The organism is Streptomyces yokosukanensis (assembly GCF_001514035.1).
Taxonomy (GTDB): domain Bacteria; phylum Actinomycetota; class Actinomycetes; order Streptomycetales; family Streptomycetaceae; genus Streptomyces; species Streptomyces yokosukanensis.
In genome coordinates this window covers 319,288-341,877 of sequence record NZ_KQ948210.1, presented here as the reverse complement: position 1 = coordinate 341,877, position 22,590 = coordinate 319,288, and the positions used below count along the sequence as shown (strand labels likewise).

The window sequence follows — 22,590 nt, the reverse complement described above, 5'->3', positions numbered from 1 at the left end:
CTGCTCTCTTCTGTGTGCAGTGCTCTCTTGCGTGGCACACTGCTGATATGAGCACCCCACAGGGCGCCCGGGCGCGGGCCAGGATCGAAGTCACCGTCGCGATCAAGGATGCGGCCCGCAGACAGCTGGCGCGGGAGGGCGCGGCCAAGCTCTCGCTGCGGGCCGTCGCCCGCGAGCTGGGCATGGTCTCCTCGGCGCTGTACCGCTACTTCCCCAGCCGCGACGAACTGCTGACCGCCCTGATCATCGACGCCTACGACTCCCTCGGCGAGGCCGCGGAGAAGGCCCGTGACGCCGTGTCGGGCGCCGCCCCCGTGGACCGCTGGACGGGCGTGTGCGAGGCGGTGCGCGGCTGGGCGCTCGCGCACCCCCACGAGTACGCCCTGATCTACGGCTCGCCCGTGCCCGGCTACTCCGCCCCGGAGACCACCGTCAGGGCCGCGGGCCGCGTCGGCCTGGCCCTCATCGGCATCGTCCGCGACGCCCATGAGCGCGCCGGCCTCGCGGAGCCGCCCCTGCCCGCCGAGCTGCGCCCCGAGGGCGAGCGCATGGTCGCCGAGTTCGCCCCCGACGTTCCGCCTGAGGTGGCCGTGGCGCTGGTGGCGGCCTGGGCGCAGCTGTTCGGGCTGGTGGGCTTCGAGCTGTTCGGCCAGTTCAACAAGGTCGTGGAGGACCGGGAGGCCTTCTTCCGCCACGCGGTCACGGGACTGGCGCACGGCGTGGGCCTTCGGTAGGCCCGGGACGGGCGAGCCGGACGTGGCGCGGGTCTTCGGCGGGCGTACGGGGTGTCGTACTTCCCGGGGAGTACGCGTGATCACCTCGTCCGGCTGACGTCGTCCCGTGCCGCCGGCGTCTAGCGTGGCCGTCATGGAAGAGCAGCACGCCCCCTCGCACTGGTGGCGGTACGGGCCCCCGTGGCGCGGCGCCCCGGACGACGACGGGACGCGGCCGGACCGTGCCCGCCGCCTGCCCTGGCGCTCCACCGTGCTGCTCACCGCGTTCGTCCTGATCGGCACCAACTTCGCGGCGCACAGCCAGCCCCACCGCGTGCCCCTGGACGGCTACGCGCGCGTGCTGCTGCTCATCGCCTGCGTCCTGCTGCTGTGGCGGCAGCGCCACCCGGTGGCCGTGGCCTTCGGTACCGCCGCGGTGACCCTCGCCTATCTCGCCGCGGGCTACCCCTTCGGCCCGGTCTTCCTGACCGTCGCCGTCAGCTGCTTCAGCGCGGTCGTCGCGGGCCACCGGCCCGCCGCCTGGGCCTCGGTCGGCCTTCTGTGGACCGGACACGCCCTGGTCGCCCTGTGGCTCTACCGCTGGCTCCCGCCCTCGGGGGACAAGAGCGCGGGCCTCACCCAGGAGGTCGTCATCGCCACCTGGGTGCTGGTCATCGTCGCCCTGTCCGAACTGGCCCGGGTACGGCGCGAGCAGTGGGCGCGGGAGCGCGCCGACCGGGCGCTGGCGGCGCGGCGCCGCGCGGACGAGGAACGGCTGCGGATCGCCCGCGAGTTGCACGACGTCCTCGCGCACAGCATCTCCGTCATCAACGTCCAGGCCGGCATGGGGCTCGCGCTGCTCGACAGCGATCCCGAGCAGGCCCGGGCCGCGCTCACCACCATCAAGGCCGCCAGCAAGGAGGCGCTCGGCGAAGTGCGCCAGGTCCTCGACACGCTGCGCGCGACCGGCGCCGCGCCGCGTACCCCCGCCCCCGGTCTGGACCGGCTCCCGGAGCTGGTGGAGCAGGCCGCCGCGGCCGGGCTGACCGTGGAGGTCGAGGGCGAACCGCCGCAGCTGCCGCCCGGCGCCGACCTCGCCGCCTTCCGTATCGTGCAGGAGGCGCTGACCAACGTCGTACGGCACTCCGGGTCGCGGCACGCGCGCGTGCGGCTCGCCCACGACGGGCACACGCTGCGGCTGCGCGTCGACGACGACGGGCCGGCCACCGACGCCGACGCCGGGGGCAGCGGGAACGGGCTGGCCGGCATGCGGGAGCGGGCGGCCGCGCTCGGTGGCACCATCGAGGCCGGCCCACGCGCCGACGGCGGCTTCCGGGTGCTCGCCGTACTGCCGTCGCACACCAGGGAGGACCAGTGATCCGGGTACTGCTCGCCGACGACCAGTCGCTCGTGCGGGCCGGTTTCAGGGCGTTGCTCGACGCACAGCCGGACATCGAGGTGGCCGGTGAGGCCGCCGACGGCGAGGAGGCGCTGCGCCTGGTGCGTGAACTGCGGCCGGACGTCGTCCTGATGGACATCCGCATGCCCCTGCTGGACGGACTCGCCGCGACCCGGCGCGTCACCCGCGACGCGGAGCTGCGGGCCGTGAAGGTGGTCATGCTCACCACCTTCGAGCTGGACGAGTACGTCTTCGAGGCGATCCGCTCCGGTGCCTCCGGTTTCCTGGTCAAGGACACCGAACCGGACGAACTCCTGCGCGCGGTACGGGCGGTGGTCCAGGGTGACGCACTGCTGTCGCCGGGCGTCACCCGCCGGCTGATCGCCGAGTTCGCGGCCCGCTCCAAGGAGCCCGCGGCGGCAGACGCCCTCGCCCGGCTCACCGAGCGGGAGCGGGAGGTGATGGCCCTGGTCGGGATCGGCCTGTCCAACGAGGAGATCGCCCGCCGCCTGGTGGTCAGCCCGCTGACGGCGAAGACCCATGTCAGCCGCACGATGGTGAAGTTGGGCGCGCGGGACCGCGCCCAACTCGTCGTGCTCGCCTACGAGTCGGGGCTGGTGCGGCCCGGCTGGCTGGGCTGAGCCGACTGCCGGAACCGCACCAGCACACTCACCACCCGCGCCACGAACACCAGCGGCGCGACCGCCATGCCGAGCCGCAGCAGAGCCTTGGACAGCAGGTGCGGCAGGTCGAAGAGGAACGCGGGCCCGGCCAGGGCCCCGAACAGCACCGCCGCCGCGAAGGTGGCGCTCACCAGCGCGTAGCCGATCTCGATCGTCGCCGCGTCCCGTTGGGCTGCGGTCCGGCGTCCCCCGGGTGCGTACATGCGCCCAGCGTCACAGAACCGCGCCCGGCGGAGCAACCGGCCCCGCCGTTCAGTCGCGGACCGCCACGCGCTCCGCCTCCGCCTCTGCCTCTGCCTCCTTCACGGTGGACCCGGTGACCACGAGGGACGGGCCGGTGCGGCGGTTGCGCAGACCGGTGAGGGTGATCAGCAGGCCGGCCGCCGCGACGCCCGTGACGACCATGAAGCCGGGCCGGTAGCTGTCGAGGACGGCCTGCGGGGTGGTGTGCGCGGGAGCCGCCGCGGTCACCACGGCCGTGACCACCGCGAGGAAGATCGCACCGCCCACCTGCACCGAGGTGTTGAGCAGACCGGAGACCATGCCCTGCTCGTGGTCCTCGACCCCGTTGGTGGCCTGGATGTTGAGCGACGGGAAGACCAGCGCGCAGGCCGCGCCGATCAGCAGCATGGACGGCAGGATCACCGCCGCGTACACCGGGTCCAGGTCGACGCGCAGGAACAGCGCGTAGCCGAGGACCATGAAGGCGAAGCCGAGCGCGATCAGCCGTGGGGTGCCGAACCGGTCGACGATCGACCCGACCTTCGTCGAGGACACCGCCACCAGCGCGCCCGCCGGCAGGAACGCGAGCGCCGTGTGCAGCGCCGACCAGCCGAGCAGGGACTGCATGTACAGCGTCGTCAGGAACTGGAAGCCCACGTACGAGCCGAAGAAGGCGATCGCGCCGAGCTGGGCGCGGACCTGACTGCCCGAGCGCAGCACGCCCAGCCGGATCAGCGGGCTCGGCGAGCGCCGCTCGACCAGCACGAACGCGGTCAGCAGCACCGCGGCGGCGAGGAAGGACAGCAGCGTGCGGGCCGAGGCCCAGCCCGCCTGGGGGGCCTGCACGACGGTGAAGACCAGCAGCAGCATCGACGCCGTGCCGAGGACGGCGCCGGGGATGTCGTAGCCGTCGTGGTTCTCCTCGCGGGCGCTGCGCGGCAGCAGCCGCAGGCCGGCGACCAGCGCGATCAGGGCGATCGGCGCGGGCAGCAGCATGGTGAGGCGCCAACTGGCCTCGGTGAGCAGGCCCGAGAGCACCAGGCCCATGGAGAAGCCGGTGGCGGCGCAGGTGGTGTAGATGGACAGGGCACGGTTGCGCAGCGGGCCCTCCGGGAACGTCGTGGTGATGATCGACAGGCCGGCCGGTGCCGTGAAGGCCGCGCTCAGGCCCTTGACGAAACGGCTGGCGATCAGCAGCGGACCCGAGTCCACGAGACCGCCGAGCAGCGAGGCGAGCGCGAAGACACCGAGCGCGACGAGGAACACCTGACGCCGGCCGAGCAGGTCGGCGGTACGGCCGCCGAGGAGGAGCAGGCCGCCGTAGCCGAGGATGTAGCCGCTGACGATCCATTGCAGCGTCGATGTGGACAGGTGGAGGTCGGAACCGATGGACGGCAGCGCGACACCGACCATCGACACGTCCAGCGCGTCCAGGAACATCGCCGCGCAGAGCACCAGCAGGGTGCCCCACAGCCGGGGGGTCCAGCGGACCGCCGGGGACGGGGCCGTGGAAGGGGTGAGCGGAGAGGTCATGCCGAGGAGACTACATGCGCATGCATGAGATGCAAGCGCAATTAATTCCAATGCAATGATCTCGCTTCTCTGCTACGGTGCGCTCATGGCGTCGAACACGTCCGAGCGGGCGCTCGTGGAGCAGTGGCGGGGGATCCTCGCGCTGCATGCCCGCACCCAGTGCGAGCTGGACCGGGAACTGCACGGACACGGCCTGTGCGCAAGCGACTTCGAGGTCCTCGACCTGCTCGCCGAGGACGCGGTGGCGGACGGCGCCTGCGCCTTCCGTGTGCAGGAGATCTCCGAGCGCGTCCACCTCAGCCAGAGCGCGCTGTCCCGGCTGATCGGCCGCCTGGAGAAGGACGGCCTGGTCGAGCGGGCCATGTGTCCCGAGGACCGGCGCGGGGTGCGGGTGGCGCTCACCGTGAAGGGGCGCGCGCTGCACGGCGAGGTGCGGCCCGTGCAGCGCGCGGTGCTGGCCAGGATGCTGTCCGACATCGACTGACGAAGCATCCGTCGGCTCTCGACGGGGTGTCAGCTCTCGATCGGGTGTCAGATTCCGCCCTTCTCCTGCCACAGTGCGGCCAGGGAGCGGTCGCCGGTCACGCTCGGCACGGGCCGTCGGTTCCACAGCGCCAGATACAGTTCCTCCGCGTTCCCGGACAGTTCGGCCTCGGCGTCCTCGCCCGCCTCCCGCACCGTCACCGGAGGTTCCGTCGTGAGCCGTACGGTCCACACCGCGTCCGCCCCCTCGTCCAGTGCGCGCACCCGCAGCACCCGCGGTTCCCGGGTGCGCAGGCGACTCCTGGAGCGGGCGTGGAAACCGCGCAGCAACTCGTCGATGCCGTCGACCGCGAAGTCCGGCGCGATGGGGGACGCCGTACCGCCGGACGCGACCTCGGCGTCGTAGCGGTGGATGGTCGTCTCGTGCGCCTGCCGACGTGTCCAGAACGCCAGCGGTGAGGGGGCGGGCGTCGGGAGGAAGGTCCAGCACCGCACGTCGGCGGGCGCGGCGGCCAGGGTGTCGACCAGCAGGCGGTGACTGTCCCGGTACCAGTCCACCAGCGCGGCGCCGGCCAGGTCCGGTGCCTCGTCGAGGGGCCGGGGCTCCGTCCGCTCGTCGGCGACGAAGGCCGCGGCCCACCGGTGCACCGCGCCGGTGTGCCGCAGCAGGTCGCGCACCTGCCACTGCGGGCAGGTGGGCACCTTGGCCTCGGTCCCGGCCGCGGCGGCGGCCGTAGCGAGCAACCGGCCCTCCCGGTCCAGGGTCTGAAGGAAGTCGGCAGTGTCCATGGGGTGAGTGTGCCGGACCGGGCCTCAGCCGCCCAGCGTCCGCCGTGTGGCCACCCCGATGACCGCGGCGAGCGCGGCCAGTGCCGCCACGCTGGTGAGTGCGGTCGGCAGGGAGAGCCAGTCGGCCATGAACCCGATCGCGGGCGGTCCGAGGAGCATGCCGCCGTAGCCCAGTGTCGAGGCGACGGCCACGCCGGACGGCCCGGTCAGCGAGCCCGCCCGCTCGACGGCGACCGGGAAGAGGTTGGCGAGCCCCAGCCCGGTGACGGCGAAACCGAGCAGTGCGGCCCAGACGGACGGCGCGAGCGAGCCGAGCAGCATGCCCGCCGTCGCGACGGTGCCACCGGCGATCACGGTGCGGGCCCGGCCGATCCGCTCCAGGAGGGTCGTGCCGGTCGCCCGGCCCACCGTCATGGCCAGCGCGAAGCACGAGTACCCGGCAGCCGCCACGCCGGACGACGCCGCGAGGTCCTGCTGGAGATGGAGCGTGCCCCAGTCGGCCATGGCGCCTTCGCCGTAGGCGGTGCACAGTGCGATCAGCCCGAAGATGACGACCAGTCCACGGCCACCGCCCCGCCGGGGTGCGGCACGGTCCGCCTCCCCGGGCGACGACGGGTGCCGGTGCGCGGGTGCCGGCGGTTCCTGCCGCAGCAGGGTGCGGCCCGCCACGGCCGTGACGAGCAGCCCGATCAGACTGAGGCCGAGCAGATGCCGGGTCGGGGAGAGCGCACCGGCGACCAGTCCGCCGAGGCCGGCGCCGATCATGCCGCCGAGGCTGAACGCGGCATGGAACGTGGGCATGATCGGCCGCCGCAGCGCGGCCACCAGATCGACGGCGGCGCTGTTGAAGGCGACGTTGATGCCGCCGTAGGCGGCGCCGAAGAGGAGGAGTACGGCGCCGAGGGCGGGCGCGGAGTGGGTCAGCGGGGGCAGGCTGACGCTGAGGGAGAGCAGCACGGCGCACACCACGGTGACCGGATGGCTGCCGTAGCGGCGGCAGAGGCGCCCGATGAGGGTCATGGTGACGACGGCACCGGCGGAGACACCGAGCAGGGCCAGCCCCAGATCGCCGGCGGAGGCATGGGTCTGCTCCTTGATGGCGGGGATCCGGACCACCCAGCCCGCGAAGATGAAGCCGTCGAGGGCGAAGAACGCGGTGAGGGCGATCCGGAGGCGGGTGAGATCGAGGGTGTCACCCGGCACGACACTGTGCGAGCGGGGTTTGTTTATTAGCGGCACAAAATCAGGCTAGGTGGGGTGTGGCGGCGAGGCAAGGGAGGGAGGGTGCCCGACGGCGCCTACGACGACCTCGTCGCGCAGCGTTCCCGAGCCCTGGCCGTGCTCCCCGACCGCGAAGGCTGACACCCTTCACCACGCCACGTACGAGAGCCGAGCCGGGTCGGCCCGGTGTCCGTTCGCCCCTTGGGCGGTCGCGGCAGCAGCCGGGCGGTGCCGGCGTCCCGGTGGACGGTCTCCGGCGCGAAGTTCTCGTGCCGTTCACTCTCCGGGGCAACCGGAACCGTGGCGTCACTCGCTTCGGTGACAGCGGTCCTCTTCTGTGCCGCGGACCCTTCCGGGCGCCCCGCGGCGAGGGGCCGTTTCGGTGCGGATTGACAGATATGGGGCTGACCTGCGACGACTTGTGCCCTCCAGGCGCGGCGAGGCGTCAACGCGGCCTGGCGCATGACTCGTTCGGGGTGCCTCGCCGGTGCATGTGTTCGGGCCGCGGTCGGAAACGTCTCGGTTAATGCTTGTTCACGAGCTGGTTGCCGACGGGTGAGCGGTCCATGATGGGCCCATGACGTTGGCCTGGCGCGCGCTCGCGCAATTGGCGACATGGCCCGACCTGAACCGGGCGATCCCGAGCTGCGGCCTGGGGCAGGCGGTGAGTTCGGCCCACGGCGAGATCGCCCACTTCCACTCGGACCGCGATGTCGATCTGCGGCTGACCGACCGGGCGATCCGGCGGTTCGCCAAGGACCTCAAGGACTCGGACGCGATCAGAGTCGTGCCCGGCTCGCAGTGGGTGACCCTGCGCCTGGACGCGGCGAGCGACGTCGACCTGCTGCTGACCCTCGTGAGCGTGGCGCTCAAGGCCCAACAGGCCTGGCCCGACCCGCTCGACAGACCGCCGGCCGGCTGCAACGACCAGCGCGGCGCGGGGTTCGTGAAGGTCGACCTCAGCGGCTTGTGAGCGGACCCCCGCGGCGGCCCGGCGTGGCACGGGCCCGGCGAGGGGCGGTCGCCCCCGAGTCGGTGGCCGTCACACCGTGAGGACCCGCACGCCCGCCTCCTCGAAGCGGCGTACCGTCTCCTGGCCCACCGCCGTGTCCGTCACGAGCGTGTTCACCAGCTCCGTGCCGCAGATCCGGGCGAACGCCCGCTGGCCCAGCTTGCTGGAGTCCGCGGCCACCACCACCCGCTCGGCCCGCTCGCACAGCAGCCGGTTGATCGCGGCCTCCGCCTCGTCGTGCGCCGCCGCGCCGTGCGTGACGTCGAAGGCGACCACACCGAGCACGGCCACGTCGAGCGTGATCTGCCCGAGCACCCCGTCCGCGAGCGGTCCGATGAGTTCGTACGACTGCGGGCGCGCCACCCCGCCCGTCACCACGATCTTGAACTGGGGCCGTACGGCCAGCTCGTTGGCGATGTTGAGCGCGTTGGTGACCACGGTCAGCGCGGGCGAGCCGGAGGTCAGGTCGCCGCGCACGGCGAGGGCGCGGGCCACCTCCGTGGTGGTCGTGCCGCCGGTCAGCCCCACCGCCTCGCCGGGGGCCACGAGTTCGGCCACCGCCTTGGCGATGCGCTGCTTCTCCGAGGCGCGACGGGCCGTCTTGTAGCGCAGCGGGAGTTCGTACGACACCCCGTGCACCACGGCTCCGCCGCGGGTGCGCACCAGCATCTGCTGCTCGGCGAGCTGGTCGAAGTCCCGGCGGATCGTCGCCGCCGACACCTCCAGCTCGGCCGCCGCCTCCTCGACCTCCAGCCGGCCGCGCTCGACGAGCAGTTCCAGCAGCGCCTTCCAGCGCGCGTCCCGGGACATCCGCACCTCCGTTCCTCCGGCCGGTCCGCGACTGTCTTCCGACCGGCCCTCGATCGCCGCCCGGTCGCACGCCGGCCGCACTCCGATTCCCCGGCGACCCTAGCGCACCCACTCTCCGCTCAAATGCTTGATTGTGCTCGAAAGCTCGCTATATCTTGCAGGAACAATCAGCCTGGGGAGGGTGTGGGCATGACCCATGTCGAGGACGAGCTGAACAGCCAGCCGGAGTGCTGGATACGGGCCGCCGAGGAGGCGGGGCGGCACCGGGACGCGCTGCCGGGGCCGGGGGAGCGGGTCGCGATCGTGGGATGCGGGACCTCGTACTTCATGGCGCAGGCGGTGGCCGGCCTGCGGGAGGGCGCGGGGCAGGGCGAGACCGACGCGTTCGCGGCCTCCGAGTTCCCGTACGGGCGGTCGTACGACCGGGTCGTGGCCCTCACCCGCTCCGGCACCACCACCGAAGTGCTGGAACTGCTGGGCGAGTTGCGAGGGCGGACGCGCACCACGGCCGTCACCGGCGATCCGGACACCCCGGTCACGGCCGCCGCCGACGACCTCGTCGCGCTGGACTTCGCCGACGAACGCTCCGTCGTCCAGACCCGGTTCGCCACCACCGCCCTCACCCTCCTGCGCGCCCATCTCGGCCTGCACACCGACTCCGTCGTCGCCGACGCGCGCACCGCCCTCGGTACTCCTCTTCCCGAAGAAGCCGTCGCCTGCACCCAGTTCACGTTCCTCGGGCGCGGCTGGACCGTCGGGCTCGCCAACGAAGCCGGGCTGAAGATGCGCGAGGCCTCCCTGTCCTGGACCGAGGCGTACCCGGCGATGGAGTACCGGCACGGCCCCATCAGCATCACCACCGAGGGCACGGCCACCTGGATGCTCGGCGAGGCACCCGAAGGGCTCGCTCCCCAGGTGCGTGCCACCGGCGGATTGTGGATCGACGGCGGACTCGACCCGCTCGCCGAACTCGTCCGCGTCCAGCGCCTCGCGGTCGCCGTCGCCGCCGCCCGCGGACTCGACCCCGACCAGCCGCGCCATCTCACCCGCTCGGTGATCCTGGCCCCCTGAAGCCCGCGCCCCGGAAGGACACCCCGGTCCAGGAAGGACACCTCACGTGCCCCTCGCGTCCACCGGCGAGCTGGTCACCGCAGCCGCCGACACCAGATCCGCCGTCGCCGCGTTCAACGTCATCACCCTGGAACACGTCGAAGCCGTCATCGCCGGCGCCGAGTCGGCCGGTGCGCCCGTCGTCCTCCAGGTCAGCGAGAACGCCGTCAAGTTCCGCTACGGCAGGCTCCTGCCACTGGCCCGTGCCGCCGTCGCCGCCGCCGAAGGCGCCACCGTCCCCGTCGCCCTGCACCTGGACCATGTGCAGAGCGACCACCTGCTGCGCCAGGCGCCCGACGCCGGATTCAGCTCGGTGATGTACGACGCGGCCCGGCTGCCGTACGCCGACAACCTCTCCGCGACCCGGGCAGCCGTCGACTGGGCCCACTCCCAGGGGCTGTGGATCGAGGCCGAGTTGGGCCAGGTCGGCGGCAAGGACGGCAAGCCCGCGCTGGACGCGCACGCGCCCGGCGCCCGCACCGACCCGGACCAGGCGCGCGACTTCGTGGCAGGCACTGGCGCCGACGCGCTCGCCGTCGCCGTCGGCAGCGTCCACGCGATGACCACCCGCACCGCCGGCCTCGACCACGGCCTGCTCAAACGGCTGTCGGCCGCGCTGGCCGTGCCGCTGGTCCTGCACGGCTCCTCCGGCGTGCCGGACGACGGGCTGGTCGCGGCCGTCGCCGGCGGCATCGCCAAGGTCAACGTCGGCACCGCCCTCAACATCGCCATGACCGCGGCGATCCGGGAGTTCCTCGCCGCCCACCCGGAGGCCGTCGACTCACGCAAGTACCTCAGCGTGGGACGGGAGGCGATGGCCCACGAGGTGCGGCGGATCATCGGGGTGCTCGCCGCGAGCGACTCGTACCCTGACCGGCCCTAGTCCTTCTTGACGGCCCGCAGGACCACGAACTTCGGGTCGGCGGCGACCAGTTCGCTGTTCCCGAACAACCGCTTCAGCTTCACGTGGTAGCCCAGGTGCCGGTTCCCGATCACCCACAGCTCGCCGCCCGGTCGCAGCGCCCGCTTCGCACCCGTGAACATCCGCCACGCCGTCGCGTCGGTCGTCGCCTGGTGGGAGTGGAACGGCGGGTTGTTCAGGACGAGGTCCACGCTGCCGGGCGCCACCCCGGCCAGCCCGTCCCCGACCCGGAACTCCGCGTGTCCGGGCACGCCGTTGGCCTTGTACGTCGCCTCCGCCGAGGCCACCGCCTGGAAGGACTCGTCCACGAACAGCACCTCGGCGGACGGGTCCGCCAGCGCCACGGCCGTACCGACGACGCCGTTGCCGCAGCCGAGGTCCACCACGCGGTCGGCGCCCGGTCCGGGCAGGTTCCGCAGGAAGAAGCGGGTGCCGATGTCCAGGCGGTCGGCGCAGAAGACGCCCGCGTGGTTGACGACCGGGCGCCCCGAGACCGCCCCGACACCGTCCGGGAGGGGGTAGCTGTACGGCCACGGGTTGGCGGGCCGCTCCAGCGCCGGGTCAGGGGTGCAGAAGATCAGCCGGGCCTTCTGCCGGGCCAGCGAGGTCCGGGTCGGTCCCAGGATCCGCTCGAACAGCTGCAGGGTGGAGGTGTGGATCTCCTTCACCATCCCGGTGCCGACGACCACCGTGCCCGCGTGCACGGCGGGTGCCAGCCGCAGCAGCTGGTCCTCCAGCAGCGCCAGGCTCTTCGGCACCCGCACCAGCAGCACGTCCACCCGCTCCGGCGGCGGATCCTGGGTCGTCAGCAGCCGCACGGCACCCGGCTCGACCCCGGCCCGCACCAGATTCACCCGGGTCGCCTCCTGGCTCAGGAAGGAGTCGGTGATCTGCGCCGGCCGGTGCTCCGCGAGCGCCGTGACCAGCGCACCCCAGCGGTCACCGACCACCACGACCGAGCCGGTGAGCGGCACGCCCTCCTCGGCCAGATGGCGCAGCAGGTACGCGTCGGAGGCGTCCCAGGCACGCAGCCGGTCGCGCGGATCCTCGGGGAAGCGGGCCAGCTCGACCTCGCCCCACGGTGTCGTCATACGGTCGCTCATCGTGCCACCCAGGCTAGCCGAGCCGCAGCTCAGGAAGGGTTGGGCGGGCCTGCGGCACGATGGAGCGCATGGACGCGGAGCTGTTTGCCCGGGAGCGCACGGAGGTCGCGCCGGGCGCCGTGCACGTCCCGGACTGGCTGGACGCCGCCCGGCAGCGCGATCTGCTCGCCGCCTGCCGGCGGTGGGCGCGACCGCCGGCCGGACTGCGCACGGTCCGCACCCCGGGCGGCGGCACGATGACCGCCCGGCAGGTCTGCCTCGGCCGGCACTGGTACCCGTACGGCTACGCCCGCACCGCCGTCGACGGCGACGGCGCCCCCGTGAAGCCGTTCCCGGACCGGCTCGGCGAGCTGGGCCGCCGCGCCGCCGCCGACGCGCTCGGCGCTCCGCAGGCGCACCCGTACGACATCGCGCTGATCAACTACTACGACGGCGACGCCCGCATGGGCATGCACCGCGACGCGGACGAGCGGACAGACGCGCCGGTCGTCTCCCTCAGCCTCGGCGACACCTGCGTCTTCCGCTTCGGCAACACCGAGACGCGCGCGAAGCCGTACACCGACGTGGAACTGCGCAGCGGGGACCTGTTCGTCTTCGGCGGACCCTCCCGGTTCGCCCACCACGGCGTGCCGCGCGTACATCCGGGTACGGCCCCGCCCGGGCTGGGCCTCGTCGGACGGCTGAACATCACGCTCCGGGTGAGCGGCCTGTAGAGCCGCTCAGGAGGCCCAGGCCACCGCAGGCGCGGATCATGGGAGACTCGCCCTCATGAGCGGCAAGGCGGAGCCCCGGACACCGGGGGAGAGGACCACCGCGAGAGCGCGGCTGGAGCGAGGGCGCGGCGCGCTCGGACCCGCGCTGGAGCTGGTGCACACGGGCCGGGCGCCGACCCGCGCCGTTCTCACCGCGGAACTCGGCGTCACCCGGGCGACCGCGGGCGCGGTCGCCGCCGAGCTGGAGGCGCTCGGGCTGATCCGGGTGGACGCCCGCCCGGCCGCCGAGGCCGGCTCCCAGGGCCGGCCCTCGCACCGCCTGGAGGTCGCCGAGGACGGCCCGGTGGCGCTCGCCGCACAGGTCCACGCCGACGGCTTCCGGGCGGCCCTGGTCGGCCTCGGCGGGCGGATCGTGGCGACCTCGCCCGGCTGCGAGACCGTCGACGCCGACCCGGCCAAGGTGCTCGGCTCGGTCGTCGAGGCGGGCGCGGAACTGCTGCGCACGACCGGCCGCCGCTGCGTCGGCGCCGGACTCGCCGTACCGTCCGCCGTCGCCGAACCCGACGGCCTGGCCCTCAACCCCCTGCACCTGGCCTGGCCCGTCGGCGCCCCCGTCCGGCGGATCTTCACCGAGTGCGTACGCGAGGCCGGCATCACCGGGCCTGCTTTCACGGGCAACGACGTCAATCTCGCCGCGCTCGCCGAGCACCGGCACGGCGCCGGCCGGGGGGCCAGGGACCTGCTGTGCGTGGCGACCGGACACCGGGGCGTGGGCGGCGCCCTGGTGCTGGACGGCCGTCTGCACACCGGCAGTTCGGGCCTCGCGCTGGAGGTCGGACACCTCACCGTGAACCCGGAGGGCCGCCCCTGCTTCTGCGGCAGCCGCGGCTGTCTGGACGTCGAGGCCGATCCGCTGGCCCTGCTGATCGAGGCCGGCCGCGAGCCGGGCCCCGAGGTGTCCCTGCTCCAGCAGGCCGACGACCTGCTGCGCACCCAGTACGCCGACCCGGCCGTCCGCAGGGCCGCCGAAGCCCTGATCGACCGACTGGGCCTGGGCCTGGCCGGCCTGGTCAACATCCTCAACCCCGACCGCATCATCCTCGGCGGCCTGCACCGCACCCTGCTGGACGCCGACCCCGGCCGGCTGCGCGCCGTCGTCGCCGACCGCAGCCTGTGGGGCCAGAGCGGCGGAGTGCCGATCCTGCCCTGCACCCTCGACCACAACAGCCTCGTCGGAGCGGCCGAACTGGCCTGGCAGCCGGTACTGGACGATCCGCTGGGCGCGCTGCGGTGACCGCCGAGGCCGTGGAGATCCTGCCCGCCGGGCGCATCCGCCTGGTCGAGACGGCGCTGCCGGAACTGCCGGGGCGGCACCGCGCCGCGATGGACCGGGTGTGGGAGGAGTCGGTACGCGCCAACCCGGCCCTGTTCGACGGTCCGACGGCCGTGCTGACCGGACTGCGGCGGGACGGAGCCGACGGCCTGGTGCTGCACTGGGCGCGGACCACCTACCGCCACCACGCCCTGCGCCGGGTGCCCGACGCTCCCGTGTACGCCTCGCTGTTCGTGTCCGTGGCCCAGCCGGCGGGCGAAGGGCGCCTGCTCGTGGGCCGGATGGCGCCCTGGACCGTGGCGCCGGGCCGCTGGCAGCTGCCCGGCGGAACCGTCGAACCACCGGCGGCCGACGCCGAGCTGGACCTCACGGCGCTGTGCGCCCACGCGGCCCGTGAACTGGCCGAGGAGACCGGCTCCGACACCCCGCCGGGTGCCCTGACACCGTGGCTGACCACCCGGGGCGGTCGCGGCAGCGTCGGCGTCCTGTTCACCGCCCCGCCGCGCCCCGCACGGGAGTTGTACGACCGCTACGCCCGGCTGGTCCGGACGGAGACCGCCCGGGGCGACGCCCCCGAGCTGGACCGGATCGAGCTGATCGCCTCACCCACCGACCTGGAACGGCTCGAGGGCCCCCACGTCGACTATCTGCGGCCGGTCGTACGCCGTTTCAACGGCGCCTGATCGGGCCCGCCACCGGCCGCGGCACCAGCCCCCTGCCGCGGCCGAGGACGATGGGCGCCAACAGGCGCTCACGGCCGCCCGGTTCGCAGGCCCGCGGTCGGCAGCCGACCGCGCGTGCGACCGTACGAACGGGCCCGTGAGGTCCCGGTCCGGGCGGTCGCGGGCGGCCACCGGCCCCCATTGGTGACCGCCCGCCCCGCCGGCGGATCCGGCAACCACGCCGGCACACCCGCCACAGCCACGTCCACCTCGCTCCGCCCGGCCGGGCCGGCCTCAGCGGCTCCGGCAGCAGCGTCCGGCACGCGGTCACCCTCGCGCACACCGCCGACCCGGCGGCTGCGGACGGCCTCGCCGCGGCCCGCTCACACCCAGTCCACCGCGAACGCCCGCCCCGGATGGTCCATGAGGACACGGTCCACCAGCTCGGCACCCAATGCCTCCACCAGCCGGGGCCGCACCCGACGCAGCAGGTAGGGCATCCCCGGCCCGCCGTCCACCGAGCGGGCGCCGGCGACCACCGTGTCCCCGCCGAGCAGCAGCCGGTCACCGAACCCGGCGTCCGCCAGGGCCCCCAGCGCCTCCGGCATCCGCCAGTCCGTGGCGTGATGGGCGCGGGAGGGCCCGTCGAAGGCCAGCCAGCAGCCCGAGGCGGCGGCCTCCCGCTGCACCACCGGGTCGGGGAAGCGGTTCAGATGGCCCAGGATCACCCGGTCGCCGGGCACCCCCAACGCGCCGCACAGCAGGTCGAGCACGTCCAGCGCCCCGGTGCCCTGCTCCAGGTGCACGGCGACGGGCGCGCCGGTGGCGTGGTGCGCCTCGGCCGCCGCCGTCATGGTCCAACGGGCGTGCGCGTCGAGCGCGTGGAAGCCGCCCGCCACCTTGATCAGACCGGCCCGCACCCCGGTCGTACCGATGCCCTCGGTCAGCTCGGACACGAACACCTCGGCCAGTCGGCCGCGCAGCGTGTCGAGCGCGTCCCGCGCGTAGTGCGCGGCCTGGTGCAGCCCCGTGGCGCACACCAGCCGCACACCCGTGGTCCGGGACAGCTCCGGCAGGTCCGCCGCCCGCCGCCCCATGCCGTACGGCGTCCACTGCACGACGGCCGCTCCGCCCGCCGCCCGGAACGCGGCCAGTTCGGCGCGCGCCGCCGGCGCGTCGTCCAGTTCCCGGCCCGGCAACTGCACGCTGCGCAGGAAGAGATGGTCGTGCGCGTCGCACACGCCCAGCTCCTCGGGCCGGATGTCGCCGAGGACCGTGCGGACGCGGCTCACCACTGCCGTCCGGGCGAAAGCCGGTCCCGGCCGGGCGCGGACAGGTGCAGCACCTGGTACACGTCCCCGTCGACCTTGGGCGTGTCCTGCTCCCAGAGCGAGAAGTGGACCAGCTCCCACGCGCGCGTGTCCACGGCGGCGGCCGCCAGCACCGCGCCGTCCTCGGCCGCGAGCCGCTCCGTCTCGGCCGCCGCGTCCGCCATGAAGGCCGCCAACTCCACGCCCTCCGGCACCGGTCGGCGCCGCCGCACCGCGTACGCGGGCGCGGTCGCGGTGCCCTCCTCGAAGGCGAGGCCGGTCCACTGCCGTACCGCCGGCCGCCCGAAGTCGTCGACGGGGCCCTGGAAGGCCCCGCCCCACAGGAAGCCGTTCATGCCCGCCACCGTGTTCCAGAGGTAGAACGGCCCGTACTGGTTCACCGGTGAGCCGTTCACCCCGCGCTCGCGGAGCAGGTACGCCTTGACGCCGAGGCCGTCCCAGTCGTCCAGCAGATGCCCGACGCGGGCCACACGGGAGCGGATGACGCCCATGTCGTAGTCCGCGGGCAGGGTGAACTCGTACTGCATCGCGTGCATCTCGCGATTCCTCTCTCGGGTCTCAGGAGGGGTCGGGCGTCCGGGGTGCGAGAAGGGACAGCAGGCCGCGGACGCCCGCGTCGAACGCGGCGGGGGAGCCCGCGGCACGGGCGAGGACGTAGCCGCCCTGGACGGTCGCGAGGACGGCCGCGCCGATCTCCTCGCCGTCCAGCTCCGACGTGAACTGCCCCTGCCGCTTGCCCTCTTCGACGATCTCCGCGATGCGCCCGCGGATCCACGCGATCGTCTCGTCCACCGGTGCGCGCAGCTCGTCGCTGGCGATCACGTCCGGGTCCATGGTCAGCCGGCCGATCGGGCAGCCGCGCAGCACGTCGCGCTCGCGCAGCAGATACGCCTCGATGCGCTCGTACGGCGTGCCCGGCCCGCCCAGGACCCGCTCGGCGGCAGCGCGCAGTTCCTCGGCGGTCCGCCGGATCGCCGCCAGTGCGAGGTCCGGCTTGCCCTTGAAGTGGTGGTACATGCTGCCCTGGCCCGCGCCGGCGCGCTCCAGGATCGCCTTGGGGCTCGTGCCCACGTACCCGCGCTCCCACAGCAGCTCACGGGTGGACTCGATCAGTCGTTCCGGGGTGCTCATGCCGTCACTGTACATACTAGTAGTTACAGTTCGCCAGATCGTCGATTCGCCGGCGCGCCGGTCCGTGCGGAGCAGTGCGCCCCCCGCGCCGTACTCCCCGGGAGGTAGCCGCACTGCCGCCGGCCGCACGACGACCCGGACCCCCCGCCGGAGGGAGTCTCGTGGCATCCCGAAGACCGGGACGACGGACGACAACGGACGACAACGGAGATGACCCGAGATGCAGACCTTGGCGAACTGGGACGGCGGACCCGGCCCGTGGATCCTGTTCTTCCCGCTGATCTGGGCGGCCGTGGTGGCCGGCGCCGTCACCGTCCTGCGCCGCACCGCCTGGCGCGGGCGCGGCGGCCCCTGGCGGCAGATGGACGGCGCACGCCCCGCGGGCGACTCGCCGCTCGCGGTCCTCGGCCGCCGCTTCGCCTCCGGCGAGATCGACGAGGACGAGTACTGGCGCCGGCTGTCCGTCCTGGAGGAGCAGTTCGGCCGCGCCGGCAAGCGAGGCGCGGCATGACCACGACGACCGCACCGCGGGCCGCGGCCCGCGTGGCCGGCGCGGTGAAGGTGTACGGCGGTGGCGACACCGCCGTACACGCCCTGGACGGCGTCGACGTCGCCTTTCCCGCCGGACGCTTCACGGCGATCATGGGCCCCTCGGGCTCAGGCAAGTCCACCCTCATGCACTGCGCGGCCGGACTCGACACGCTCACCTCCGGTGCCGTCTGGATCGGCGAGACCGAACTCGGCGCGCTGGACGACCGGCGTCTGACCCTGCTCCGCCGCGACCGGGTCGGCTTCGTCTTCCAGGCGTTCAACCTGGTGCCGACGCTGACCGTCGCGGAGAACATCACCCTGCCCCTGGACCTGGCCGGCCGGCGCGGCGACCAGGAGTGGATCGACACACTCGTCGACGTCGTCGGACTGCGCGACCGGCTCCACCACCGGCCCGCGGAACTCTCCGGCGGCCAACAGCAACGTGTCGCCGTGGCACGGGCGTTCGCCGGACGGCCCGACGTGGTCTTCGCCGACGAGCCGACCGGAAACCTCGACTCCCGCTCCGGCGCGGAGGTTCTCGGCCTGCTGGGCCGGGCCGTACGGCAGATGGACCGTACGGTCGTCATGGTGACGCACGACCCCGTGGCCGCCGCCCACGCCGACGAGGTGCTCTTCCTCGCCGACGGACGGCTGGTCGACCGCATGGAGTCACCGACCGCGGACCGGGTCCTGGACCGTATGAAGGCCTTCGAGGTGCGCACATGAACGCCTCGCTCCGGATCGGCCTCACCTCCCTGCGCGCCCACCGGCGCCGCTTCGCCGGCACCTTCCTCGCCGTGTTCCTCGGCGTCGCCTTCCTGACCGGCACCCTCGTCATGGGCGACACGCTGCGCGCGAGCTTCGCCAGCATGTTCGGCGAGGCCACCAGCGGCACCGACGCCGTCGTGCGCGGCGCCGACGCCATCACCACACCCGGCGAGGCCCAGGGCGTACGGCGGCCGGTGGACCTCTCGCTGCTGAAGACCATCGAGCGGGTCCCGGGCGTGGCGTTCGCCGCCCCGGACATCCAGGGCGCCGGCCAGCTCGTCGGCTCCGACGGCCGACCCGTCGGCGGCCAGGGACCGCCGACCCTCGCCGGCAACTGGATCACCGACCCCCGCCTCAACCCGTACCGGCTCGCCGAAGGCCGCGCGCCCGCCAGGCCGGGCGAGGTCGTCGTGAACCGGGGAGCCGCGAAGAAGGGCGGGCTGAGGATCGGTGACACCACCACCCTGCGCACCCCGGACCCGGTGAAGGACACCGTCGTCGGCCTCGCCACCTTCGGCGACCAGGACGGGATGGCCCAGGTGACGTTCACCGGCATGACCCGGGCCGACGCCGAGAAGTACCTCACCGCGCGGCCCGGCCAGGCGTCGTCCGTCGTGGTGCGGGCCGGACCCGGGGTGAACCAGCAGGACCTGGTCCGGCGGCTGACCCCCGTGCTGCCCAAGGGGGTCGAGGCCGTCACCGGCCGGCAGTCGGCCCAGGAGGACACCGACATGATCTCCAGCCAGTTCCTGACCCTCTTCACCACCTTCCTGCTCGTGTTCTCCGGCGTGGCCCTGCTCGTCGCCACGTTCTCCATCCACAACACGTTCGCCATCGTGGTCGCCCAGCGCACCCGCGACAACGCCCTGCTGCGGGCCCTCGGTGCCGCCCGCGGCCAGGTGACCGCCGCCGCGCTCGCCGAGGCCTGCCTGGTCGCGCTCACCGCCTCCCTCACCGGACTCGCGGGCGGCATCGGCATCGCCGCCGGCCTCCAGGCGCTGTTCCCGGCGATCGGGTTCCCCTTCCCCGAGGGCGACTTGGTGATCAAGACCCTGTCGCTGGTGCTCCCGCTCGCCGTGGGGATCGCGGTCTGCCTGGGCTCCGCGCTCCTGCCGGCCCGGCGCGCGGGACGGACCGCACCCCTCGCCGCTCTCCGCGAGACGGCCGTCGACACCTCGGGCGGCTCCCGCGCGCGTGCCCTCGCCGGCATCGCCCTCGGCGCGCTCGCACTCGCCGCGACCCTCGCCGGCGTGTTCGTCACCCCGTCCGTATGGCTCGCGGGACTCGGCGCACTGCTCGCCCTGGCGGCCTTCGTCGTCCTCGGCCCGGTCGCCGCCACTGCGGCCGTACGACTGCTCGGCGGCCCGCTTGGCCGGTTGCGCGGTGTCACCGGCTCCCTCGCCCGGCGCAACGCCCTGCGCAGCCCGAAGCGGACTGCGGCCACCGCGAGCGCGCTCATGATCGGCGTGGCCGTCGTGTCGCTGTTCACCGTCTTCGGCGCCTCGCTGAAGGCCACCATGGACCGGACGGTGTCCCGGTCCTTCGCCGGTGACGTCGCCGTCAGCAGCCCGTCCTTCGGGGCGGGCGGCAGCGGGCTCAGCCCCCGGCTCGCCCCCGCCCTGCAACGGCTGCCCCAGGTGGACACGGCCGTGGGGCTCGGCCGCGGGGTCGCCGAAGTCGACGGGAGCGGGCGCGCGTTGACCGTCACCGATCCGGTCGCGCTCGCCCGCACCTTCGACCTCGGCACGGTCACCGGCTCGCTGCGCGGCCTCGGCGACGACGGCATCGCCCTCACCCGGGCGGAGGCCGACCGGCGGCATCTGCGCACCGGTGACACCGCCCGCCTCACCTTCACCGACGGCAAGAGCGAGAGGTTCACCGTCCGGGCCGTGTACGGCTCCTCGGAACTCGTGGGCGACTACGTCATCACCCGCGCCGCGTGGGCACCGCACCGCACCCAGGACGCGGACACCATGATCGCCGTCACCTTCCGGCGCGGGGTGAATGCCGACGCGGGCAAGGCGGCGGTGCGGACGGTCGCCGCCCGGTACGGCAACCCCGAGGTGCAGACCCGCGACGAGTACGCGCAGTCGTCGGCCGGCGGCATCGACATGATGCTCACCCTCGTCTACGCGCTGCTCGCCCTCGCGGTGGTCATCGCCCTGCTCGGCATCGCGAACACGCTGACCCTCGCGCTGCACGAACGCACCCGGGAGCTGGGCCTGTTGCGTGCCGTCGGCCAGACCCGCGCGCAGCTGCGGGCCATGGTCCGCTGGGAGTCGGTCCTGGTCGCCGCGTTCGGCACGGTGGGCGGGCTCGGACTCGGCACCTTCCTCGGCTGGGTCCTGGTGAAGGCCTCCGACGGCGCGAGCGACACCGCGTTCGCCTTCGCCCTCCCGCCCGTCCGGCTCGCGGCGGTGGCCCTCGTCGGCCTCACCGCGGGCGCCCTGGCGGGCCTCCGCCCGGCCCGCCGCGCGGCCCGTCTGGACGTCCTGCGCGCCATCGCCATGGAGTGACCGCTGACGGCTCGCGCCCGGCCGCATCCACCCAGGGCGCGGGGCGACGCGCGACCGGCCACGGCGGACCCGCACGCGGCCCCTTGCGCGGGCGCCCGGTCAGTCCCGAGAGAAGGCCGTCACCGCCCGGTCAGCCGGAAACGGCCGACCGGGCGGGAGTCTTGGCCCCCGTCACGGCGAGGGCGGTGGCGCCGGACACGCTCGCCACGGGAACCCCCGCCACGCTCGCCACGGGAACGCCCGACGCGCTCGCCACGGCAGTGCCCGCCACGCTCGCGACCGGCGTCGGCGCCGCGCTCGCCGCGGCAGCACCCGCGCCGACGGGCGTCGCCACGGGGACCGGAGCCGCGACCGGTACCGGAGCCGCGGCCGGCACGGGTGCCGAGGTCGCCGCGGGCACCGCGGATCGCACCGGCGCGGACCGCGTCGCCGGCCGTGGCTCAGCCGTGCGGCGCGGCGCATGCGCCGGGTGGGGCCGTACCGCCGGCGCGGACAGCGTGAACCACACGACCTTGCCGTTCTCACCGTCCGGCCGGGCGCCCCAGCTCTCGCTCACGGCGGCCACCATCACCAGCCCCCGCCCGCAGGTGGCGAGCGGCGCGGCGTCCGGCGAGCGCGCGGCGTCGGCCAGCACCGGCAGCCGGGGATCGTGGTCGCGCACCGAGACCGTGAGCCGGTCCGGCGCCAGCTCCAGCTCGACCGTGCACGACTTGTCGGGCCTGGCATGCCGGTGCACATTGCTCAGCAGCTCCGTCACACCGAGCGCGGCCCGGTCTATCAACGGGTCCATATTCCAGTAGCGCAACTGCGCAGATACGATTCTGCGGACCTGGCCGATCCGCGACGGCAGGGCTTGGAGCTCCACCGTGCAGTGCCTGCTCGGGTGACCGATCACGGCTGCGACTCCCCGATGTAGAGGTCCGAACGGACCGGAAGAACACGGAGAACAACGGATCCAGCAGGGTGCTTGCGTCCAAACGCCCGCCTGCTGTCGTGGCCGGCGGGCTGGTTCGCAGCGTTATCGCCGGTAAACCCAGAGTGACGTGTGACCAGCGTGACGCAGTGGATGCGCTCCCGCAACTCGCCGCGACGGTCCGCTGCTCGGAGTACGCCACCGGGGTGATGCCGGCCGGCGACCGGCTGTTTCTCAGTCGCCGCGCTTCGCGGCCCGGCGCACCGCCTCGATGAACCGCCGTGCCGCGGGCGGCCCCGGCTCGCCCGGAGCGGGGTCCTGCTCACCCAGCGTCAGCTGGTACCGCTTGCCGTTGATGTCGGCCAACGCCTTGCCGTCCGGCCCGAACCACGGCTTGGACGCGCGCACCGCCTGCACCGGGGCGCTGTCGATCTCGCTGCCGTAGCTGGTGAGCAACTCCACCCTGCCGTCGTTGATCCGGACCTGACCGGCGCGGGTGAGCGAACGCAGCCGCTTGCCGATCCGCACGCCCGTGGCTGTGAACTCCGGCTCCGCCATTTCTCGCCGCCCCCTCGCCCGTGTGCTCGCGCGATCCAGTGTGCGCCCCGTCGGGGCCTGTGCGACGACTCCCGTCCGCCTCGCGGCGTCCGGCGCGCACGCGCGCCGCGCCGCCCCTGGGGACGATCGTCCCG

The 22,590-nt window shown here is 73.9% G+C and carries 23 protein-coding genes and 1 pseudogene; 13 read left to right on the top strand and 11 right to left on the bottom strand.

Annotated elements, in window-relative coordinates; translation table 11 throughout:
• Window positions 1-47 precede the first annotated feature (47 nt).
• The 3 genes from AQI95_RS14310 to AQI95_RS14300 all read left to right on the top strand — a co-directional run bounded on the left by AQI95_RS14310 (window position 48) and on the right by AQI95_RS14300 (window position 2,753).
• Window positions 48-734 (top strand): TetR/AcrR family transcriptional regulator, encoded by a 687-nt coding sequence (locus AQI95_RS14310; RefSeq protein WP_067122366.1) that lies wholly within the window; start codon window positions 48-50, stop codon window positions 732-734.
• Window positions 735-867: 133 nt separating this feature from the next.
• Window positions 868-2,091 carry a sensor histidine kinase gene (locus AQI95_RS14305; protein WP_107121649.1) on the top strand — a complete coding sequence of 408 codons (1,224 nt, stop codon included), beginning with the start codon at window positions 868-870 and terminating at the stop codon, window positions 2,089-2,091.
• Window positions 2,088-2,753, top strand: coding sequence for a response regulator (locus tag AQI95_RS14300; protein WP_067122362.1), 666 nt, complete (start codon window positions 2,088-2,090; stop codon window positions 2,751-2,753). The genes AQI95_RS14305 and AQI95_RS14300 overlap by 4 nt, the downstream gene beginning before the upstream one ends.
• Here AQI95_RS14300 and AQI95_RS14295 read toward each other — a convergent pair.
• Together AQI95_RS14295 and AQI95_RS14290 are read right to left on the bottom strand one after the other, a co-directional pair.
• Window positions 2,714-2,998 (bottom strand): DUF6332 family protein, encoded by a 285-nt coding sequence (locus AQI95_RS14295; RefSeq protein ID WP_067122360.1) that lies wholly within the window; start codon window positions 2,996-2,998, stop codon window positions 2,714-2,716. The two genes, AQI95_RS14300 and AQI95_RS14295, sit on opposite strands and share 40 nt — an antisense overlap.
• Window positions 2,999-3,047: 49 nt before the next feature.
• Window positions 3,048-4,550 carry an MFS transporter gene (locus AQI95_RS14290; protein WP_067122357.1) on the bottom strand — a complete coding sequence of 501 codons (1,503 nt, stop codon included), beginning with the start codon at window positions 4,548-4,550 and terminating at the stop codon, window positions 3,048-3,050.
• An 85-nt stretch (window positions 4,551-4,635) separates the two neighbouring features.
• Between AQI95_RS14290 and AQI95_RS49820 the strand changes: the two genes are divergently transcribed.
• Window positions 4,636-5,034 (top strand): MarR family winged helix-turn-helix transcriptional regulator, encoded by a 399-nt coding sequence (locus AQI95_RS49820; protein ID WP_067123115.1) that lies wholly within the window; start codon window positions 4,636-4,638, stop codon window positions 5,032-5,034.
• A 47-nt stretch (window positions 5,035-5,081) separates the two neighbouring features.
• Here AQI95_RS49820 and AQI95_RS14280 read toward each other — a convergent pair whose 3' ends face one another.
• Together AQI95_RS14280 and AQI95_RS14275 are read right to left on the bottom strand one after the other, a co-directional pair.
• A complete protein-coding gene (locus tag AQI95_RS14280; protein ID WP_067122354.1) occupies window positions 5,082-5,822 on the bottom strand; it encodes a maleylpyruvate isomerase family mycothiol-dependent enzyme in 741 nt (246 codons plus the stop codon).
• 24 nt (window positions 5,823-5,846) lie between these two features.
• On the bottom strand, window positions 5,847-7,025 hold the full coding sequence (locus AQI95_RS14275) for an MFS transporter (RefSeq protein WP_067122351.1): 1,179 nt from the start codon (window positions 7,023-7,025) through the stop codon (window positions 5,847-5,849).
• Between the two features lie 595 nt (window positions 7,026-7,620).
• On the opposite strand from AQI95_RS14275, the gene AQI95_RS14270 reads away from it, so the two are divergent.
• Complete coding sequence (locus AQI95_RS14270; protein WP_159056519.1) at window positions 7,621-8,016, top strand: luciferase domain-containing protein; 396 nt, start codon at window positions 7,621-7,623, stop codon at window positions 8,014-8,016.
• A gap of 69 nt (window positions 8,017-8,085) precedes the next feature.
• Here AQI95_RS14270 and AQI95_RS14265 read toward each other — a convergent pair whose 3' ends face one another.
• Window positions 8,086-8,865, bottom strand: a complete 780-nt coding sequence (locus AQI95_RS14265) for a DeoR/GlpR family DNA-binding transcription regulator (RefSeq protein ID WP_067122348.1) — start codon at window positions 8,863-8,865, stop codon at window positions 8,086-8,088.
• A gap of 189 nt (window positions 8,866-9,054) precedes the next feature.
• On the opposite strand from AQI95_RS14265, the gene AQI95_RS14260 reads away from it, so the two are divergent.
• Together AQI95_RS14260 and AQI95_RS14255 are read left to right on the top strand one after the other, a co-directional pair.
• Window positions 9,055-9,936, top strand: a complete 882-nt coding sequence (locus tag AQI95_RS14260) for an SIS domain-containing protein (protein ID WP_067122345.1) — start codon at window positions 9,055-9,057, stop codon at window positions 9,934-9,936.
• Between the two features lie 46 nt (window positions 9,937-9,982).
• A complete protein-coding gene (locus AQI95_RS14255; protein ID WP_067122342.1) occupies window positions 9,983-10,858 on the top strand; it encodes a class II fructose-bisphosphate aldolase in 876 nt (291 codons plus the stop codon).
• On the opposite strand, the gene AQI95_RS14250 is transcribed toward AQI95_RS14255, so the two are convergent.
• Complete coding sequence (locus AQI95_RS14250; RefSeq protein WP_067122339.1) at window positions 10,855-11,988, bottom strand: methyltransferase; 1,134 nt, start codon at window positions 11,986-11,988, stop codon at window positions 10,855-10,857. The genes AQI95_RS14255 and AQI95_RS14250 overlap by 4 nt on opposite strands.
• Window positions 11,989-12,068: 80 nt before the next feature.
• On the opposite strand from AQI95_RS14250, the gene AQI95_RS14245 reads away from it, so the two are divergent.
• Genes AQI95_RS14245 through AQI95_RS14235 form a run of 3 tightly spaced genes read left to right on the top strand, consistent with a single transcriptional unit; the run spans window position 12,069 to window position 14,729 of the window.
• Window positions 12,069-12,713: an alpha-ketoglutarate-dependent dioxygenase AlkB family protein gene (locus tag AQI95_RS14245; protein ID WP_067123109.1), complete on the top strand. Its 645-nt coding sequence runs from the start codon at window positions 12,069-12,071 to the stop codon at window positions 12,711-12,713.
• A 55-nt stretch (window positions 12,714-12,768) separates the two neighbouring features.
• Entirely contained in the window at window positions 12,769-14,007 is a 1,239-nt protein-coding gene (locus tag AQI95_RS14240; protein WP_067122336.1) for an ROK family protein, read from the top strand.
• Window positions 14,004-14,729 carry an NUDIX hydrolase gene (locus AQI95_RS14235; RefSeq protein ID WP_244188740.1) on the top strand — a complete coding sequence of 242 codons (726 nt, stop codon included), beginning with the start codon at window positions 14,004-14,006 and terminating at the stop codon, window positions 14,727-14,729. Before AQI95_RS14240 ends, AQI95_RS14235 begins: the two co-directional genes overlap by 4 nt.
• 362 nt (window positions 14,730-15,091) lie before the next feature.
• Here the strand turns inward: AQI95_RS14235 and AQI95_RS14230 are convergent, their stop codons facing one another.
• Genes AQI95_RS14230 through AQI95_RS14220 form a run of 3 tightly spaced genes read right to left on the bottom strand, consistent with a single transcriptional unit; the run spans window position 15,092 to window position 17,170 of the window.
• Window positions 15,092-16,000, bottom strand: a complete 909-nt coding sequence (locus tag AQI95_RS14230) for a phosphotriesterase family protein (protein WP_067123104.1) — start codon at window positions 15,998-16,000, stop codon at window positions 15,092-15,094.
• Window positions 15,997-16,575, bottom strand: a complete 579-nt coding sequence (locus AQI95_RS14225) for a DUF4865 family protein (protein ID WP_067122333.1) — start codon at window positions 16,573-16,575, stop codon at window positions 15,997-15,999. The genes AQI95_RS14230 and AQI95_RS14225 overlap by 4 nt, the downstream gene beginning before the upstream one ends.
• Before the next feature lie 22 nt (window positions 16,576-16,597).
• Window positions 16,598-17,170 carry a TetR/AcrR family transcriptional regulator gene (locus AQI95_RS14220; RefSeq protein ID WP_244188739.1) on the bottom strand — a complete coding sequence of 191 codons (573 nt, stop codon included), beginning with the start codon at window positions 17,168-17,170 and terminating at the stop codon, window positions 16,598-16,600.
• A gap of 220 nt (window positions 17,171-17,390) precedes the next feature.
• Here AQI95_RS14220 and AQI95_RS14215 point away from each other — a divergent pair, with 220 nt between their 5' ends.
• The 3 genes from AQI95_RS14215 to AQI95_RS14205 are packed head-to-tail and all read left to right on the top strand — an operon-like array spanning window position 17,391 to window position 20,985.
• Window positions 17,391-17,681 (top strand): SHOCT domain-containing protein, encoded by a 291-nt coding sequence (locus AQI95_RS14215; RefSeq protein ID WP_067122328.1) that lies wholly within the window; start codon window positions 17,391-17,393, stop codon window positions 17,679-17,681.
• Complete coding sequence (locus AQI95_RS14210; RefSeq protein ID WP_067122325.1) at window positions 17,678-18,427, top strand: ABC transporter ATP-binding protein; 750 nt, start codon at window positions 17,678-17,680, stop codon at window positions 18,425-18,427. Before AQI95_RS14215 ends, AQI95_RS14210 begins: the two co-directional genes overlap by 4 nt.
• Window positions 18,424-20,985: an ABC transporter permease gene (locus AQI95_RS14205; RefSeq protein WP_067122323.1), complete on the top strand. Its 2,562-nt coding sequence runs from the start codon at window positions 18,424-18,426 to the stop codon at window positions 20,983-20,985. Before AQI95_RS14210 ends, AQI95_RS14205 begins: the two co-directional genes overlap by 4 nt.
• Window positions 20,986-21,340: 355 nt before the next feature.
• Here AQI95_RS14205 and AQI95_RS48960 read toward each other — a convergent pair.
• Window positions 21,341-21,880 (bottom strand): annotated as a pseudogene (locus AQI95_RS48960) (ATP-binding protein); the annotation flags it as partial.
• 252 nt (window positions 21,881-22,132) lie between these two features.
• A complete protein-coding gene (locus tag AQI95_RS14195; protein ID WP_067122317.1) occupies window positions 22,133-22,456 on the bottom strand; it encodes a hypothetical protein in 324 nt (107 codons plus the stop codon).
• Window positions 22,457-22,590 lie beyond the last annotated feature (134 nt).

What these genes read in the sequence shown, in the direction of transcription:
- AQI95_RS14310 (WP_067122366.1), top strand. Translation starts at nt 48, where the DNA reads ATGAGCACCCCACAGGGCGCCCGGGCGCGGGCCAGGATCGAAGTCACC.
- AQI95_RS14305 (WP_107121649.1), top strand. Translation starts at nt 868, where the DNA reads ATGGAAGAGCAGCACGCCCCCTCGCACTGGTGGCGGTACGGGCCCCCG.
- AQI95_RS14295 (WP_067122360.1), bottom strand. Translation starts at nt 2,998, where the DNA reads ATGTACGCACCCGGGGGACGCCGGACCGCAGCCCAACGGGACGCGGCG.
- AQI95_RS14290 (WP_067122357.1), bottom strand. Translation starts at nt 4,550, where the DNA reads ATGACCTCTCCGCTCACCCCTTCCACGGCCCCGTCCCCGGCGGTCCGC.
- AQI95_RS49820 (WP_067123115.1), top strand. Translation starts at nt 4,636, where the DNA reads ATGGCGTCGAACACGTCCGAGCGGGCGCTCGTGGAGCAGTGGCGGGGG.
- AQI95_RS14280 (WP_067122354.1), bottom strand. Translation starts at nt 5,822, where the DNA reads ATGGACACTGCCGACTTCCTTCAGACCCTGGACCGGGAGGGCCGGTTG.
- AQI95_RS14270 (WP_159056519.1), top strand. Translation starts at nt 7,621, where the DNA reads ATGACGTTGGCCTGGCGCGCGCTCGCGCAATTGGCGACATGGCCCGAC.
- AQI95_RS14265 (WP_067122348.1), bottom strand. Translation starts at nt 8,865, where the DNA reads ATGTCCCGGGACGCGCGCTGGAAGGCGCTGCTGGAACTGCTCGTCGAG.
- AQI95_RS14260 (WP_067122345.1), top strand. Translation starts at nt 9,055, where the DNA reads ATGACCCATGTCGAGGACGAGCTGAACAGCCAGCCGGAGTGCTGGATA.
- AQI95_RS14250 (WP_067122339.1), bottom strand. Translation starts at nt 11,988, where the DNA reads ATGACGACACCGTGGGGCGAGGTCGAGCTGGCCCGCTTCCCCGAGGAT.
- AQI95_RS14245 (WP_067123109.1), top strand. Translation starts at nt 12,069, where the DNA reads ATGGACGCGGAGCTGTTTGCCCGGGAGCGCACGGAGGTCGCGCCGGGC.
- AQI95_RS14240 (WP_067122336.1), top strand. Translation starts at nt 12,769, where the DNA reads ATGAGCGGCAAGGCGGAGCCCCGGACACCGGGGGAGAGGACCACCGCG.
- AQI95_RS14225 (WP_067122333.1), bottom strand. Translation starts at nt 16,575, where the DNA reads ATGCACGCGATGCAGTACGAGTTCACCCTGCCCGCGGACTACGACATG.
- AQI95_RS14220 (WP_244188739.1), bottom strand. Translation starts at nt 17,170, where the DNA reads ATGAGCACCCCGGAACGACTGATCGAGTCCACCCGTGAGCTGCTGTGG.
- AQI95_RS14215 (WP_067122328.1), top strand. Translation starts at nt 17,391, where the DNA reads ATGCAGACCTTGGCGAACTGGGACGGCGGACCCGGCCCGTGGATCCTG.
- AQI95_RS14210 (WP_067122325.1), top strand. Translation starts at nt 17,678, where the DNA reads ATGACCACGACGACCGCACCGCGGGCCGCGGCCCGCGTGGCCGGCGCG.
- AQI95_RS14205 (WP_067122323.1), top strand. Translation starts at nt 18,424, where the DNA reads ATGAACGCCTCGCTCCGGATCGGCCTCACCTCCCTGCGCGCCCACCGG.
- AQI95_RS14195 (WP_067122317.1), bottom strand. Translation starts at nt 22,456, where the DNA reads ATGGCGGAGCCGGAGTTCACAGCCACGGGCGTGCGGATCGGCAAGCGG.